Origin of the sequence: Streptacidiphilus pinicola (assembly GCF_003258295.1) — a bacterium.
In the GTDB taxonomy this organism is placed as follows: Bacteria; Actinomycetota; Actinomycetes; order Streptomycetales; family Streptomycetaceae; genus Streptacidiphilus; species Streptacidiphilus pinicola.
On record NZ_QKYN01000138.1, the window covers coordinates 1 to 14696 of the forward strand.

At 74.1% G+C, this 14696-nt stretch carries 12 protein-coding genes; 4 read left to right on the top strand and 8 right to left on the bottom strand.

Going from position 1 to position 14696, the window contains the following annotated elements; translation table 11 throughout:
* Positions 1–229 precede the first annotated feature (229 nt).
* Both DN069_RS30950 and DN069_RS30955 read right to left on the bottom strand, forming a co-directional pair.
* Positions 230–1189, bottom strand: coding sequence for an ROK family protein (locus DN069_RS30950; RefSeq protein WP_111506550.1), 960 nt, complete (start codon positions 1187–1189; stop codon positions 230–232).
* A 137-nt stretch (positions 1190–1326) separates the two neighbouring features.
* On the bottom strand, positions 1327–3012 hold the full coding sequence (locus DN069_RS30955; RefSeq protein ID WP_243639964.1) for a ricin-type beta-trefoil lectin domain protein: 1686 nt from the start codon (positions 3010–3012) through the stop codon (positions 1327–1329).
* 258 nt (positions 3013–3270) lie between these two features.
* Between DN069_RS30955 and DN069_RS30960 the strand changes: the two genes are divergently transcribed.
* On the top strand, positions 3271–4050 hold the full coding sequence (locus tag DN069_RS30960) for a sigma 54 modulation/S30EA ribosomal C-terminal domain-containing protein (protein WP_111506551.1): 780 nt from the start codon (positions 3271–3273) through the stop codon (positions 4048–4050).
* A gap of 6 nt (positions 4051–4056) precedes the next feature.
* Here the strand turns inward: DN069_RS30960 and DN069_RS30965 are convergent, their stop codons facing one another.
* Together DN069_RS30965 and DN069_RS30970 are read right to left on the bottom strand one after the other, a co-directional pair.
* A complete protein-coding gene (locus DN069_RS30965; RefSeq protein WP_111506552.1) occupies positions 4057–5409 on the bottom strand; it encodes a sensor histidine kinase in 1353 nt (450 codons plus the stop codon).
* Complete coding sequence (locus DN069_RS30970) at positions 5406–6140, bottom strand: response regulator transcription factor (RefSeq protein ID WP_111506553.1); 735 nt, start codon at positions 6138–6140, stop codon at positions 5406–5408. Before DN069_RS30970 ends, DN069_RS30965 begins: the two co-directional genes overlap by 4 nt.
* A 138-nt stretch (positions 6141–6278) precedes the next feature.
* On the opposite strand from DN069_RS30970, the gene DN069_RS30975 reads away from it, so the two are divergent.
* Together DN069_RS30975 and DN069_RS30980 are read left to right on the top strand one after the other, a co-directional pair.
* Entirely contained in the window at positions 6279–8483 is a 2205-nt protein-coding gene (locus tag DN069_RS30975; protein WP_207892335.1) for an MMPL family transporter, read from the top strand.
* Positions 8480–9172: an LmeA family phospholipid-binding protein gene (locus tag DN069_RS30980; RefSeq protein WP_111506554.1), complete on the top strand. Its 693-nt coding sequence runs from the start codon at positions 8480–8482 to the stop codon at positions 9170–9172. Before DN069_RS30975 ends, DN069_RS30980 begins: the two co-directional genes overlap by 4 nt.
* Here DN069_RS30980 and DN069_RS30985 read toward each other — a convergent pair.
* Genes DN069_RS30985 through DN069_RS31000 form a run of 4 tightly spaced genes read right to left on the bottom strand, consistent with a single transcriptional unit; the run spans position 9166 to position 13376 of the window.
* Positions 9166–9837 carry a response regulator gene (locus tag DN069_RS30985; RefSeq protein ID WP_111506555.1) on the bottom strand — a complete coding sequence of 224 codons (672 nt, stop codon included), beginning with the start codon at positions 9835–9837 and terminating at the stop codon, positions 9166–9168. The two genes, DN069_RS30980 and DN069_RS30985, sit on opposite strands and share 7 nt — an antisense overlap.
* On the bottom strand, positions 9834–11153 hold the full coding sequence (locus tag DN069_RS30990; protein ID WP_243639966.1) for a sensor histidine kinase: 1320 nt from the start codon (positions 11151–11153) through the stop codon (positions 9834–9836). Before DN069_RS30990 ends, DN069_RS30985 begins: the two co-directional genes overlap by 4 nt.
* Before the next feature lie 10 nt (positions 11154–11163).
* Entirely contained in the window at positions 11164–12351 is a 1188-nt protein-coding gene (locus tag DN069_RS30995; protein WP_243639968.1) for an acyltransferase family protein, read from the bottom strand.
* Between the two features lie 38 nt (positions 12352–12389).
* Entirely contained in the window at positions 12390–13376 is a 987-nt protein-coding gene (locus DN069_RS31000; protein WP_111506556.1) for an alpha/beta hydrolase, read from the bottom strand.
* A 265-nt stretch (positions 13377–13641) separates the two neighbouring features.
* On the opposite strand from DN069_RS31000, the gene DN069_RS31005 reads away from it, so the two are divergent.
* On the top strand, positions 13642–14583 hold the full coding sequence (locus tag DN069_RS31005) for a PfkB family carbohydrate kinase (RefSeq protein ID WP_111506557.1): 942 nt from the start codon (positions 13642–13644) through the stop codon (positions 14581–14583).
* The last annotated feature ends 113 nt before the right edge of the window (positions 14584–14696 follow it).

The window sequence follows — 14696 nt, forward strand, 5'->3', positions numbered from 1 at the left end:
CACTCGGAGGGCGGAAAGCGAGATGCTCGGAAGTCGCGAGGGCTCGGAGATGTGAAAAAGGGGCAGCGCCAGGCCACCCAGGAGGTGCGGCCCGCCGGCCTCGGCGCCGGCGCCGGCGGCGTCGGCGCGGGCCTGCTGGTCCGGGACCAACCCCCCACCCCCGCCCGCCTCGGCGCCCCCCCCCGCCAGCGCCCGGCCGCCCGGCTCGGAGCGCGGCCGCCGGCCGCGCTCAGAGCCGGGCGGCCGGGCGCGGGCGGGGAGGGGCGCCGAGGCGGGCGGGGGTGGGGCGTTGGTCCAGGACCAGCAGGCCCGCGCCGACGCAGCCGGCGTCGGCGCCGAGTCCGGCGGGCAGGATCTCCGGGGTGGTCTGGAAGGCGAGGCGCTTCTCCAACGCCGCGCGCAGCGGCTCGAAGCAGGAGCGGCCAACCTGGGCGGGACCGCCGCCGATGACGAGGCGGCGCGGGTCGAAGAGCGTGACGGCGGCGGCCAGACCGTCCGCGAGGGCGGGGACGGTGCGGTCCCAGAGCCACTCGGCGACATCGTCGCCCGCCTGGGCCCGGCGCCACATCTCCTCCGCGCCCACCTCCTCGCCGGTGGCGCGGCTGTAGGCGCCGGCCAGCGCGGGGTCGGAGGCCACGGTCTCCAGGCAGCCGCGCTTGCCGCAGGCGCAGAGCCGACCACGGGGACGGACCGTCAGGTGTCCCAGCTCTCCAGCGGATCCGTGACCGCCGACCAGGATCCGCCCGTCCAGGACCAGCGCGGCGGCGATGCCGGTGCCCATCCGCACGTAGAGGAAGGAGCGGCAGCCGCGTCCCGCGCCGAGCCGCGCCTCGGCCAGGGCGGCCGCCCGCACGTCGTGGCCGAGTACGACGGGGATGCCCAGCTCCTCCGCCGCCCACTGGCGGATCGGGACCTCGCGCCAGCCCAGGTTGGCGGCGAAGGTGCAGATCCCGGCGGCCTGGTCGATGATGCCCGGCACCGCGATGCCGGCCGCCACCGGCCGGTACTGCGCCGCCAGCCCGGCCGCCAGCTCCAGCAGGGCCTCCACGACGGCGTCGGGCCCGCGCTCGGCGCCGGTGGCCGCGCTCGCCCGGTGCAGCACGCTCGCGTCGGGGCCGAGCACGGCGGCCCTGATCCGGCTGCCGCCCGCGTCCAGCGCCAGGACGACCTCGTCGGCGGTACGCGTCATGGCCGTTCCTCCCCCGGTGGTGCAGCGCTCGAAGTTGTGTCTTTTATAGGGAGGTCGATCAGGTTGATCAAGACCGTGCACGAACGGGGGCGACCCCGACGGAGCCGCCCCCGCGCGCCGCGCGCGCCTGCCGCGCGCTACTGCGGCAGCGACCAGGTCTGGTTGAACTGGTTGTGGCCACACGGCCAGATGTCGGTCCTGGTCCCGGTGGCCGAGCCGCCGCCGTAGACGTCCAGGCAGTCGCCGGAGTTCGGGTTCACCAGGTTCCCGGCCTGGTCGTAGCTCCACTGCTGGCCCGCCGAGCCGTCACAGCCGTGCAGGTCCACGTAGGTGCCCGCGCTCGTCGCGGAGCCGGGCACGTCGAGGCACCTGCCGAGCGTGCGGACCGTGCCGTCGCCGGGCAGCGTCCACTGCTGGTTGGGATTGCCGCTGCAGCCGTAGACGATGACGGGGTTGCCGTCCGCGGTGCCGGAGCCGGAGTCGTCCAGGCACTGGCCCGCGATCCCCGACAGCTGGCCGCGCGGAACCGTCGTCCCGCAGCCCGCGCTCGGGGTGATCCGCAGCAGCGCGGTGCCGTGGGCGGGGACCGCGGCGCTCAGGGCGCCGGAGGTCGTGGACGTCGCGCCGCTCCAGAGGTCCCTGACGCCGAAGCTGCATCCGCTGCCGCCCGCGAAGCCGGCCGCCGTCGTCGTGGTACTCGCGGTCACCGCGGAGCCGGAGCGGTTCAGGATCGCCATGGCCCGGTCGCCGTTCGCCAGCGGCCGGGTGAGCACGTCGAGGGTCCCGTTCTGGGAGACGACGTAGCCCGGGTGCCCGAGGGAGTCCTGGTCGACGGCGATGACGTCGCTGTTGCCGAGGTCCGCGACCGAGGCGGCGCTCAGCTGGGTCACGTCGTCGCTGAGGATCAGCGGCGCGCCCATCTCCGCCCACAGCGAGAGCTGGCTGCGCGACTCGTCGGCGGTCAGACCGCCGTCACCGGCGATGACGAAGTCCGGGTCGTTCCAGTTGCCCGGGCTCTCGTAGCGGTGGATCGGGTTGTTGTAGCCGTAGTTGGTCAGCACGCTGCTCCACCGGCTGCTGTTGGGCTTGTTCGCGTCGTAGGTCGCGATGTCGTAGCCCTCACGCCAGAGTTGGCCGTACTGGCCGACCCAGCCCAGCACCGTGCTCCAGTCGGTGGTGCCCTGGAAGTACGCGGGCGCGGACTCGGAGAAGACGATCGGACGCCCCGTCGCCCTGAGCGCCTGGCTCATCTGCTGGTAGGCGCCCTGGTAGGTCTGCTCGGAGCTCTGCCCGGCCACGGAGGGGAGGTTGCAGCCGTCGAGCTTGAGGTAGTCCACGCCCCAGGAGGCGAAGAGGTTCGCGTCCTGCTGCCAGTGACCCCAACTGCCGGCGTAGCCTCCGCAGGTGGAGGTGCCGGCGTCCTCGTAGATGCCGAACTTCAGGCCGAGCGCGTGCAGTTGCTGTCCGACGTAGGCCATCCCGTCGGGGAAGCGGCTCGGGTCGGCCTGCAGGTTGCCGTTGGCGTCGCGGCCGGTCTGCATCCAGCAGTCGTCGGTGGTGACGGTGGTGTAGCCCTTGGCGGCCAGCCCGGTGGAGACGAGGGCGCGGGCGTTGGCCAGGATCGTCGACTCGGTGTAGCCGCACTGGAAGTGGGCCCAGTCGTTCCAGCCCATGGGCGGGGTGAGCGCGAGCGGTGTGCCGGAGGTCGCGGTGGGCGAGGCCTGGGCCTCGGGCGCGGCGCCCAGTGCCAGTCCTAACGCGGCGACGCCCGCGGCGAGCGCGGCGACGAGGCCGCGGGCACCCTTCCTGCCTGATCGGGGCACGGTCGGTCCCTTCGGGGGTTGGGGATGACGTCGGCTCAGATGCTAGGGAACGGCTGAGCGAATGCCTAGACTTCGGTGCGCATTTCTGCACGCCATTCTTGTAAGTGATCAGAACTGCGCAACACGACCCCGAGTGAGCACCCCGGATTCGATTCACACCTTTCGGCACTGGACACTCTTCCTGACGGATGTGGAGCATCGGCTGCACGGGGACCGTCCCCGGCTGCTGGAGAGGCGAACTGCGGAGGGCTTGGGCTCGTGAACGACGCGATCTTGGTGCGCGCCGACGGGGTGGCGCTGGATCTCGCCCACGAGGTGAGGCGGCGGGTGACCGATCTGGTCGGCGGAACCGACTCACTGGTCGAGGCGCTGCGGGTGCGGCTGAGCCGCACCCACGACACGGAGACGGAACAGACGCTGTGTCAGGTCGACGCGGAGGTCGACGGCCGCCGGGTGCGCGTCCAGCGCCTCGCCGCCGACGCGCGGCTGGCCGGCGACCGGCTGATCGAGGGCCTGCGACAGCGGATCGCGGAGGTCTCGCTGGAATGGCGGCCCCGTCCCTGGACGGACCGCGTCGACGCACCCGAGGAGCTGCCCGCGGCAACGCGTGAGGATGTGCGCCCCGCCGTCGGCTGGGCCGAGCGCGGGCGCCGCGCGGTGCTGCCGGCCATCGCCCGCATCAAGGAGCCGCTGCTGGTCTGGTGCGCGCCCGAGGTCGCGGTGCGGACCCTGGACGCGATGGACTACCAGGCGCACCTGTTCACGGACCCCTCCACCGAGCAGGACGCCGTCGTCTACCGCGCCGGCCCGACCGGCTACCGCCTCGCCTCGACCGAGCCGACGACCGCGCCGCGCTACGACGCCTCCCTGCTCACCCTCTGCCCCCGCCCGGCCCCCCTGCTCAGCGACCGCGAGGCGGTCGAACGCTGCGAGCGCTCCGAACTCTCCACCCTCTTCTACGCCGACCCCACCAGCGGCCGCGGCCGCCTCCTCTACCGCCGCTTCGACGGCCGCTTCGGCCTGGTCCGCGGCGAGTAGCCCCGCCTACCGGCGCAGTGTCACCGTGAAGCACGCGCCGCCCTCCGGGCCGTGGCCGTGGGGGGTGATCTCGCCGCCCAGGCGGGTGGTGAGGCGGTGGGCGATGGCGAGGCCGAGGCCGCTGCCGACCGGGCGGGTGGCGCGGTAGCGCTCGCGGAGGGCGCCCGGGTCGAAGGCGACGGCGAGGTCGTCCTCGGTCAGGCCCGGGCCGCCGTCGCGGACCTCGATCACCGCGGTGCCGTCCCCCGCGCGGGCGGCCAGCACCACGGGGGCGCCCGCGGGCGTCGCCCGCAGGGCGTTCTGGACCAGGCCGTCGACGAGTTGGCGGACCCGGAACGGGTCCGTGGTCACCAGCAGCGGAGCGTCCGGCCGTTCCACGCGCAGGTCCACGCCCTGGCTCGCGCAGGGGCCGGACCAGAAGGCCGCGGCCTCGGCGACCAGCGCGCCGAGGTCGGTGGGGGTGTGTTCGACGCGGAAGTCGTCCGCCTCCAGGCGGGCGAGGTCGAGCAGGTCGGCGAGGAAGCGGTCCAGCCGCCGGGTCTCCTCGGCGAGGGTGCGGCCGACCTCGGGCACCCGCTCGGGCTCGATCAGGCCGTCCGCAAGCGCCTCGGCGTAGCCCTGAACCGCCGTCAGCGGCGTGCGCAGCTCGTGCGAGACGGAGAGCAGGAACTCCCGTTGCCGGTTCTCGCTCCGGGTCAGGGCCCGGTCGAGCGTGGTGAGGGCGCGGCCGATCTCCGCGGCCTCGCGGGGTCCGCCGGTGGGAGCGACCACGCCGCGTTCGCCCTCCGCGAGCCGGTGGGCGACGGTCGCCGAGGCCGTCAGCGGCCGGGCGATCCGGCGCGCCAGCAGCCCGCCCGCCAGGGCGGCGCCCAACAGGCCGACGAGCAGCGGCAGCCCGATGTCGTGGCGGATCTGATCGGTCGTGCGGTCGACGGTCGCGTAGGGCTCGGTCAGGACCACCGCGCCGCCCCCCGCGGTCGGGCTGCCGACCACCAGCACGTCCTGGCCGGCCAGCAGTCCGTCCGTGGAGACGGGACGCCCGGCCAGCAGCGCGGCCCTGGAGGCGAGGTCGAGGGCGGGAGCGGCCCCGCCCGCCACCGTCCCGTCGGCGGCCAGGACCGCGAACTGCTCGCCGTTCGGACCGGCCAGCTTCTCGGCGCCGCGGAAGAGCACCGGGGAGAGGGCCGGGAGCCGGCTGAGCAGCGTGGCCTGACGGGTCAACGTGTCGCGTTCGCGCTGCTCGGCGGCGTGCGCGGCGGACTGCCAGGCGACGAGCCCGGTCAGCAGGGCGGCGACGGCCGCCACGACGGTGGTCAGCAGCACGAGATGGCCGGCGAGCGGACGTCGGCGGCCGCTCACCGGCTCGGATCCGTCGCACCCGGGGCGGCAGCCGCGCTGTAGCCGACCCCGCGCACCGTGCGCAGCGGGCTCGCGTCGCCGAGCTTGGCGCGCAGCTGGGAGACGAAGACGTCGACCATGCGGGTGTCGCGGTAACCGGGGTAGCCCCAGACCTGGGCGAGCAGCTGTTCGCGGGTGAAGACCCGGCCGGGATGGCGGACCAGGTGGGCCAGCAACCCGAACTCGGTCGCGGTCAGCTCGACCGGTTCGCCGTCGCGGTGCACGGTGTGCGCGGCCGGGTCGAGGGTGAGCGGGCCGAGGCGGAGCACCGGCTGCGGGCCGGGGCCGGCGACGCGGCGCAGCACCGTCTTGACCCGGGCCACCAGTTCGCGCGGGGAGAAGGGCTTGACGAGGTAGTCGTCCGCGCCGAGCTCCAGTCCGAGGATCCGGTCGGCCTCCTCGCCGCGCGCGGTGACGAGCAGGATCGGCGTCCAGTTGCCCGCGTCGCGCAGCGTGCGGCAGAAGGTGATGCCGTCCAGGCCCGGCAGGCCGATGTCGAGGACGATGGCCACCGGGTGCATCCGACGGGCCGCCGCGAGCCCGGCGGCGCCGTCCGCCTCGACGTGGACGCCGAAGCCCTCGCGGACCAGATACAGCCGCTGGACGTCGGCGATGTGCCGCTCGTCCTCCACGATCAGCACCAGGCCGAGCGACGGAGCCGCGGTAGGGGGACCGGCGGGCGGGACGTTCATACGGGCGGGCCTCTCGGGAACGTGGACAGGCCGATGCTAACCGGGCGGCCTGCCGGGACCCGACGCGCGCCGCCGCCCTTACACTCCCCGAACATTCCGCCAACACGGCGCCCACCCCGCCCCGCCAGAGTGAGGCCCATGATCACCGAAGCGGGCCCGAGGCCCGAAAAGACCGGGGAGCCCGGACTGCTGCACCGGGTCGGCCGCTGGTGTGCCCGGCACGGGCTGCGCGTCGTCGCCGCGTGGCTGGTCCTCCTCGTCGGCCTGGGCGTCGCGAACCACCGCTGGGGCGGCAGCTACGCGGACAGCTTCTCGCTGCCCGGCACGGCCTCGCAGACCGGCAGCGACCTGCTCCAGGCCCACGGCGGCCGCGGCTCGGCCGGCGTCTCGGCGCCCGTCGTCCTCCACGTCGCCCACGGCACGCTGGGTGACCACCGGGCGGCGATCGAGACAGCGGTGACGAACCTGCGCCGCCTGCCGGACGTGCTCTCCGTCGCCGACCCGCTGACCACCCCCGGCGCGCTCGCCGCCAACGGCGCGATCGGCACCGTCAGCGTGCGCTTCGACAGCACTCCGGCCGCCTTCGCCCCCGCCTACCTGACGAAGGTCGACGCGGCGGTACGGCCGCTGCGCGCGGACGCGGTCACCGTCGAGTACGGCGATCCGCTGGGGCAACTGGCCCAGCCCAAGTCGGCGGACGCCGTCTCGGAGGCCATCGGCATCGGCGTGGCGCTGCTGGTGCTGCTGGTCGGCTTCGGCAGCGTGGCGGCGACCGGACTGCCGCTGCTCACCGCCGTCCTGGGCCTGGGCGTCGGGCTGAGCGGGCTGGGCCTGATCGCCGCGCACACGAGTTTCGCGCAGGCCGCCCCGACGCTGGCGGCGATGATGGGCCTCGGCGTCGGCATCGACTACGCGCTGTTCCTGGCCACCCGGTTCCGAGCGCTGCTGCGCGCCGAGGAGGACCTGGACCCGGCCGAGGCGGTGGGTCGGACGGTGGCGACCAGCGGACGTGCGGTGCTCGTCGCGGCCGCGACGGTGGCGATGGCCCTGGCCGGCCTGTACGCCTCGGGGATCGGCTTCATCGGCGCGCTCGGCGCCGCGGCCGGCGTCACCGTGGTGGTCGCCGCCGGCGCCTCGCTGACGCTGACCCCGGCCCTGCTCGGTCTGCTCGGCCGCCGCATCGACCGGCTCCGGGTGCGCACCCCCGTCGCCGAGCCGACCGGTGACGGCGACGTATGGCACCGCTGGGCGGCCCTGGTCGGACGGCGCCCGTGGCTCCTCCTCGCGGGCGGCACCGCGCTGCTGGCCCTGCTCGCGGTGCCGGTCGCCTCGATGCACCTCGGCCATGTCGACGCGGGCGCGCAGCCGACCTCACGGACCGACCGGCGCGCCTACGACCTGATCGCCCAGGGCTTCGGCCCGGGTGCCGACGGACCCCTGACGGTCGTGGTCCAGTTGGACGGCGACGAGGTGGCCGACGCCTCCCGCCGCGAACAGCTCGCCTCGACGCTCCACGCCGACCTGGCGGCCGTGCCCGGCGTCGCCTCGGTGACCCCACCGGCCCCGAGCGGCGACGACGTGCTGCTGATCGGCACCGTCACCCCCACCACCGGCCCGCAGGACGCGGCCACCACAAGCCTGTTCCACACCCTGCAGCAGACCACCCTCCCGCACGCCCTGGCCGGCACCGGCGCCACCGGCTACGTGACCGGCGTGACGGCGGCCGGGCTCACCTTCACCGACCAGCTGGTCGCCAAGCTGCCGCTGATCATCGCGGTGGTCGTGGGCGCCGCCTTCCTGCTGCTGCTCACGGTCTTCCGCAGCCTGCTGGTCGCGGTCAAGGCGGCCGTGTTGAACCTGCTCTCCATCGGCGCGGCGTACGGCGTCGTCGTGGCGGTCTTCCAATGGGGTTGGGGCGGCCCGCTGTTCGGGGTGACCGAGAAGGTGCCGGTCGAGTCCTACGTGCCGATGATGATGTTCGCCATCGTCTTCGGGCTCTCCATGGACTACGAGGTCTTCCTGCTCTCCCGCATCCGCGAGACCTGGCTGCGCCACCACGACAACCACCGCGCGGTGGCCACCGGACTGGCGGTCACGGCCCGGGTGATCACCTGCGCGGCGCTCATCATGACCAGCGTCTTCCTGGCCTTCCTGCTCTCCGCCAACACGGTGGTGAAGATGCTGGCGCTGGGACTCGGCGTCAGTGTGGTCATCGACGCGACGGTGGTCCGGCTCGTGCTCGTCCCCGCGACGATGTACCTGTTCGGGCGGGCCAACTGGTGGCTGCCGGGCCGGCTGGACCGGCTGTTGCCGCACCTCGACCCGGAGGGGGCGGAGCAGTGAGCGCCACCGCCCGCAGGCGGCGCGTCGTGGCCGTCGCCGCCGCCCTGGCCGTGACCGCCGGGGTCGCCGTCGGGGCGGGCGAGTACGCGGCCGGCCGACTGATCCAGGACCGCATCGCCGCCGCCGCGCCAGGACTCGGCGCCGACCTGACGGTCAGCGAGAGCGGCTCGGCCCTGTGGGACGTCGCCCGACAGCACATCCCCCGGCTCGACCTGGCCAGCGACGACGCCGCACTCGGGCCGCTGGGTCCGGTCGAGGTCCAAGCCCGGTTGGACGACGTCCGGTTCGGCGGCACCACCCCCACCGTCGGCGGCACCACGGCCGACGTGACCGTCCCCGCACAGTCCGTGGCCGACGCGGTGCAGACCGCGGCGCCGTCCGTCACGGTCGACGGCGTGACCGCGCAACCGGGCGCCGGAACCCTTCTCGTCTCCCTGGGGCCCGCCGGTGCGGCGCAGCTGACGCTGCGTCCGGTCGTCACGGACGGGCGGGTGGTGGTCAGCGCCGTCTCGGCCACCGTGCTCGGCGCGGCCGTTCCCGCCGACCGGCTCGCGGCGCTGACCGCAGGGCTCTCCCGACCGGGGCAGCACGCCTATCCGTTGGGGCTGCGAGCCACCTCAGTCGCCGTCACCGCAGACGGTCTGCGGGTCCAACTGGCGGGAGGTCCGGGCGCGCTGGGACGTCAGTAGCCGGCCGGCCGCACCAGGCCCGTCTCGTACGCGAAGACGGCCGCCTGGGTGCGGTCGCGCAGGTTCAGCTTCACCAGGATGCGGCTGACGTGCGTCTTGACCGTCTGCTCCGCGACGACGAGCTTCGAGGCGATCTCCGCGTTGGACAGGCCCTGCGCGATCAGCGAGAGCACCTCGGTCTCCCGCTCCGTCAGGTCCCCCACCCGGTCCTTGAGCGGAGTGCGCGGCGCGCCGCCGGGCAGCCGGGCGAACTCGGCGATCAGGCGCTTGGTCACGGCAGGCGCGAGCAACGCCTCACCGGCCGCCACCACCCGCACCGCCTGCGCGAGTTCGTCGGCGGAGGCGTCCTTGAGCAGGAAGCCGCTGGCGCCGGCGCGCAGCGCCTCGAAGACGTACTCGTCGAGGTCGAAGGTGGTCAGCACCAGCACCCTGACGGTGCTGTCGGCGGGCCCGGTGAGCCGGCGGGTCGCCTCGATGCCGCCGAGCCTCGGCATCCGGACGTCCATCAGCACCACGTCCGGCCGCAGTTCGGCCGCCTTCTCCAAGGCGTCCAGGCCGTCCACCGCCTGGCCGACGACCTCGATGTCAGGCTCCAGGTTCAGCAGCACCGTGAAGCCCTGACGCACCATCATCTGGTCGTCGGCGATCATCACCTTGATGGTCATGCGCGGTCCTCCACGGCGGGAACGTCGGTGGGCAGGACGGCGAGCACCTCGAAGCCGCCGTCCGTGGTCGGGCGGATGGCAAGCTCGCCGCCGAGCATCGCGGTGCGCTCCCGCATGCCCAACAGGCCGTGCCCTGCGCCCGGCGAGGGCGCCGGCCGCCTGGCCGCCCGGGTGTTGGTGACGCGGACCCCGAGCCCCGCGGCCCGGTAGTCCAGCTGCACCTGCACGGCCGCGCCCGGGGCATGCCGCATCGCGTTGCTGAGCGCCTCCTGGACGATGCGGTAGCCCGAGAGCTCCACCCCCGGCGGCAGCGTGCGCGGCTCCCCCACGGTGGTCAGCTCCACCGTCATCCCGGCCGCGCGCACGTTCTCCAGCAGCTCGCCCAGCCGGTCCAGCGTCGGCTGCGGCGCGTCCTTCGTCCCGTCCGCGACCGGTTCCTCCGAGCGCAGCACGCCCAGCACGCGGCGCAGCTCCGCCAGCGCCTCGACCGCGTTGGCGCGGATCCCGGCCAGGTTCTCGACGAGCTCCTCCGGCGGGTTCTCCACCAGGTGCGGGGCGACCTGCGCCTGGATCGAGATCACGGACATGTGGTGCGCCACCACGTCGTGCAGCTCCCGGGCGATCCGGTTCCGCTCCTCCAGCAGGGTGCGGCGGGCCCGCTCCTCCGCGGTCAGCTCCTCCTGCTCCACCAGCTTGGACCGCGCCTCCCGCCCGGCCCGCACCGAGACGCCGAGCAGGACGACCACGGCGAAGAGGATCACCGCGATGCCGATCGCCGACCCCTGCGCCGGCGGCTCGTAGAGCCGCGCGAGGAACCCGGCAAGCACACTCAGCCCCAGCGCCTCGATGGCGACCCGGGGGCGGACCTGCAGCGACAGCAGGAACAGGATCGCGGCCTGCATGCCGATCGTCACCGGCGTCCACCCCGCCTGGACGGCGCGGTCCGGGTCGGCGATGGCGAAGACGAGACCCCGCCCCGGCGCGAGCGCGGAGGCCGTCCACGCGCCGACCAGCATCACCAGCGTCGACGCCCACCAGGCGCGGAGCGGCTGCCACAGAGCCGCGACGAGCGCGACGGACTGGACGGCTCCAAGGACGATGCCGAGCGGCACGCCGAGGCCGTAGGAGAAGGCGTACTGATTGGCGTTCACCGCGAGCAGGACGATCGCGACGAGGCCCATCAGCGCGACGAGCCACCGCGACACCGGCTTCCTCCGCGGCGCGGGTGCCCGCAACGCCGGCTCGACGAGATCCTCCCGCACCCCGCGAACCGCGGCCTTCAGCCGCTGCATGCTCAGACCCCCGTCGTCGCTCATCGGGACCACCTTAAGACCGCAGGTGCACCGGCTGCAGGCGCTCCGAGCCCGCGGAACCCGCCACGCGGATCGTGCGGGAGCGAGCGCGGCCCTGTTCGTGGTGGCGGAAAGCCAGCCAGCAGACCGTCAGGGCGGTGGCGAAGACCGGGAGCCAGGCGAGGCGGGCGAGGATCCAGCTGAGGTCGTCGGGCCGGGTGTGCAGGCCGAGCAGGGGTTCGCCCGCGAGCAGGCCCAGCGCGGTGACGGCGATCATCGAGGTCTGGTGCCACAGGAAGATCGTCATCGCGGAGAGGTTGACCAGGGCCACCGCCGCCCACGCGGCGGGGCGCGCCAGCAGGCGACCCAGCGGACCGAGCAGGAGCAGGGCGAGGCCGCACTGGGCCAGGCCGAAGGTGACCGCGGCCAGCGTCGGCGGGTTCAGGTTGGAGATCTTGCCTCCGGGGACGCCGACCATGGAGGCCGGGTAGCCCGCCTGGGTGATCAGCAGGGCGGTCGCGGCGACGCCGCCGACCAGCAGGACCCAGGGGGTCATCCGGCCACGCAGGCCCTCACGGGCCCACATCGCGCCGAGGCAGTAGGGGACGAGCCAGCCGGCGGGCAGGTTCAGCCAGCCGAGCCAGGACGGGCCGCCGAGGGCGAAGCGGATCAGGTCCACGTGGAGCACGACGGCCAGCGGCCACAGCGGGTGCAGCTTGGAGACCAGCGGGGTCGCGGCCGTCAGCGCGGCGAAGACCAGCAGGAACCACATCGGCGACAGGACCAGCTTGACCAGCGCTTCGACGGTTCCGAAGCTCACCCCGGCCAGGAGCAGCGCGGTCGCCGTGACGGTCCACACCGCCAACACCGCGAGCACCGGCCGGAACAGCCGGGTCAGCCGGGCCCGCAGCCACGCGGGGTAACCGGTGCCACGTGCCTGGGCGGAGGCCCAGCTCTTGGTCGCCACCTGCCCGCCGACGAGGAAGAAGACGGCGAGCGTCTGGAAGACCCAGGAGACCGGCGTGAACGCCGGCAGGTGCTGCAGCGGGCTGACGACATGGATGCTGCCGCTGTCGACGACGATGGCGGTGACGAGCCAGTGGCCGAGTACGACACCGAGGATGGCGAAGGCGCGCAGCGCGTCCACGGCGCGGTCGCGCTCGGGTGGTGTCGCGGCGTCGATGCGCGCCGCGAACCGGCGCAGGGAGGTGAGGGCACGCACGGGGTTCTCCTTGGAAGCGGCGTTCGGGTGAGAGAGGTTCAGGCGCCGGTCCGGTCGCCGTCCGCGGCGCCGGAGACGATGGCGGCGATGCTGCGCAGCGGCACCGAGCCGGGCTTCAGGTAGTCGCTGTGGCCGCCGGTGCCGGCGGCGAAGAGGTGGGCGCCGAAGCCCGGTGTGACCGGGTCGGTGCCGAGGCCGAGCGTGGTGAACAGGACGGGGAACCGCAGGTGCGGCACGTTCTCGACCCAGTCGTTGGCGGCGCGTCCGGCCCAGACCGTGGCCTTGGTGTGCAGACCGGACACGTTGCCGATGTCGCTGCCGACGCCGGGGCTGCCGTAGAGGACGAGATCGGCGACGTCCAGTCCGCTCGCGGCCCGGGCGCAGACCGTGGAGCCGTAGGAGTGGCAGACCACCGAGGTCCGCGCGGCGGGCCGGAAGGCCTGCAGCTGCCGGACGAAGCCCTGCAGTTGTGGCGCGGCCTCGTCGGCGCGCCCGTCGGTCAGCACCACGGGGCTGACGGTGTCGGGGGTGGCGTAGCCGAGCCAGGCGACCACGGCCGCGTGCGCCGCGTCGCCGCCGAGCTGCTGCTCCAGCGCCTGGGCGCCGGCGGCGAAGCGGTCGTAGGTACCGAGGTTGGTGTCGGAGCCGGGCACGAGGACGGCGACGGTGCGGGCGGTGGCGAGGTCGCCGAAGACCTCGACGGTGCGGCCGCCGTCGCGGCCGTCGAAGGAGAGGAAGTGCCGGGACGGCTGGGCCAACTCCGCCAGCGTCGCGGCCCGCTGGCGGTCGTCGTACTGCTTCGCCTGGCGCTCCGCGGCCACGATGTCGGTGCGGTTGGCCTGGTAACGGTGCGTCAGTTCGGCTGCGGTGCCGCCCGCCGTGAGTGGTCCGAGCGCGGCGGGCGGCGGCGCCGGCACGGCCGTCGGGCCGGCCGCGCCGGCCAGCGGCACGGCGACGGACGCGGCGACGACGGCCGCGAGCAGCCCTCGACGGAGCCGCCGGACGACGTTCGGGCGGGATGCCATGACTGATTCCCCCTGGCTTCGGTGCGTTGCTCTGTTCCGGTACCGAAGCTAGGAATCGGGCCCTGTGGTCGGCGTCCCGCCGGAGGACGCACCTGCGACGTAGCTCCCGGGTACTACGGGGATGCCGGGAGATACCCGTCCGGGTCGAGGAGGGTGACGGCCCTTGCGCAAGATCGCCAAACGTCTTGCCGACGGAGCCGGGCGGCTGTTTGACTCGCCCTCACCGACCCCATATGCGCGGGAAACCGCAGTTGAGGAGGGTGATGTGAGCGCGGAGAACGATGTGCTGGTGCTGGGCGGCGCCGGGGTGGACACGGTCGTCCACGTCCCTGAGTTGCCCCTGCCCTTCGCCGACAGCTACCTGATCCGACCCGGAATCACGACCAGGGCCGGACAGACCGGCGACTTCCTCGCCCTCGGGCTGCATGCCCTGGGACTACGTGTCCACCATCTCGACCTCCTCGGGGACGACCCCGAGGGCACGTTGGTCCGGGCGCTGCACGCGGAACACGGCATCCCGCTCACCGCGATCCCCCAACCCGCGGGCACCAAACGGGCGGTGAACCTGGTCGACCCGCTCGGCCGCCGCCTCTCCCTCTACGACGACACGCGCGCCGCGCCCGAGGACCGCCTGCCGGAGCCGGTGGTCCGGGAGTTGGCGCGCGCGAGCCGTCACACGCACGTCTCCATCTCCCACCCGTGCGCCTTCGCCCTGCCGTTGCTGCGGGAGGTAGGCGTCACGCTCTCGACGGATCTGCACGACTGGGACGGCGTCAATCCGTACCACGAGCCCTTCGCCCACGCGGCTGACGTCGTGTTCGTCTCGGCGGCCCGGCTGACCGATCCGGAGGCGGTACTGCGCCGCGTCGCGGAACGCGGCCGGGCCTCGGTCCTCGTCGCCACCGCGGGCGCGGACGGCGCGCACCTGCTCGCCGACGGAGAACTCCACCACATCCCGACGGTCACCCCGCCCGCCCCGGTCGTCGACTCCAACGGCGCGGGCGACGCCTTCGCCGCCGCCTTCCTCTTCGCCTGGCTGGCGGGGGAACCCGCCCTGCGCGCAGCCCACTTCGGCGCCGTCGCGGGCGCGCACGCCTGTACCGTTCCCGCCACGACGCACGCGCCGATCACCCGCGAGCAACTGCTCGAGCGGGCGGGGGACGACCGTACCGGGACGACCGCACGGGGGCATGAAAAAGAGGAGTAGGCCGAACGCCCACTCCCCGCCACTTACAAGCTATACCGCACCGGGGGCCTTGCGGCAAGGCCCCGGTCGTGGCGCACAATCGTCGGCCCAGGCCGGTCCACGGCCGGAGCCAC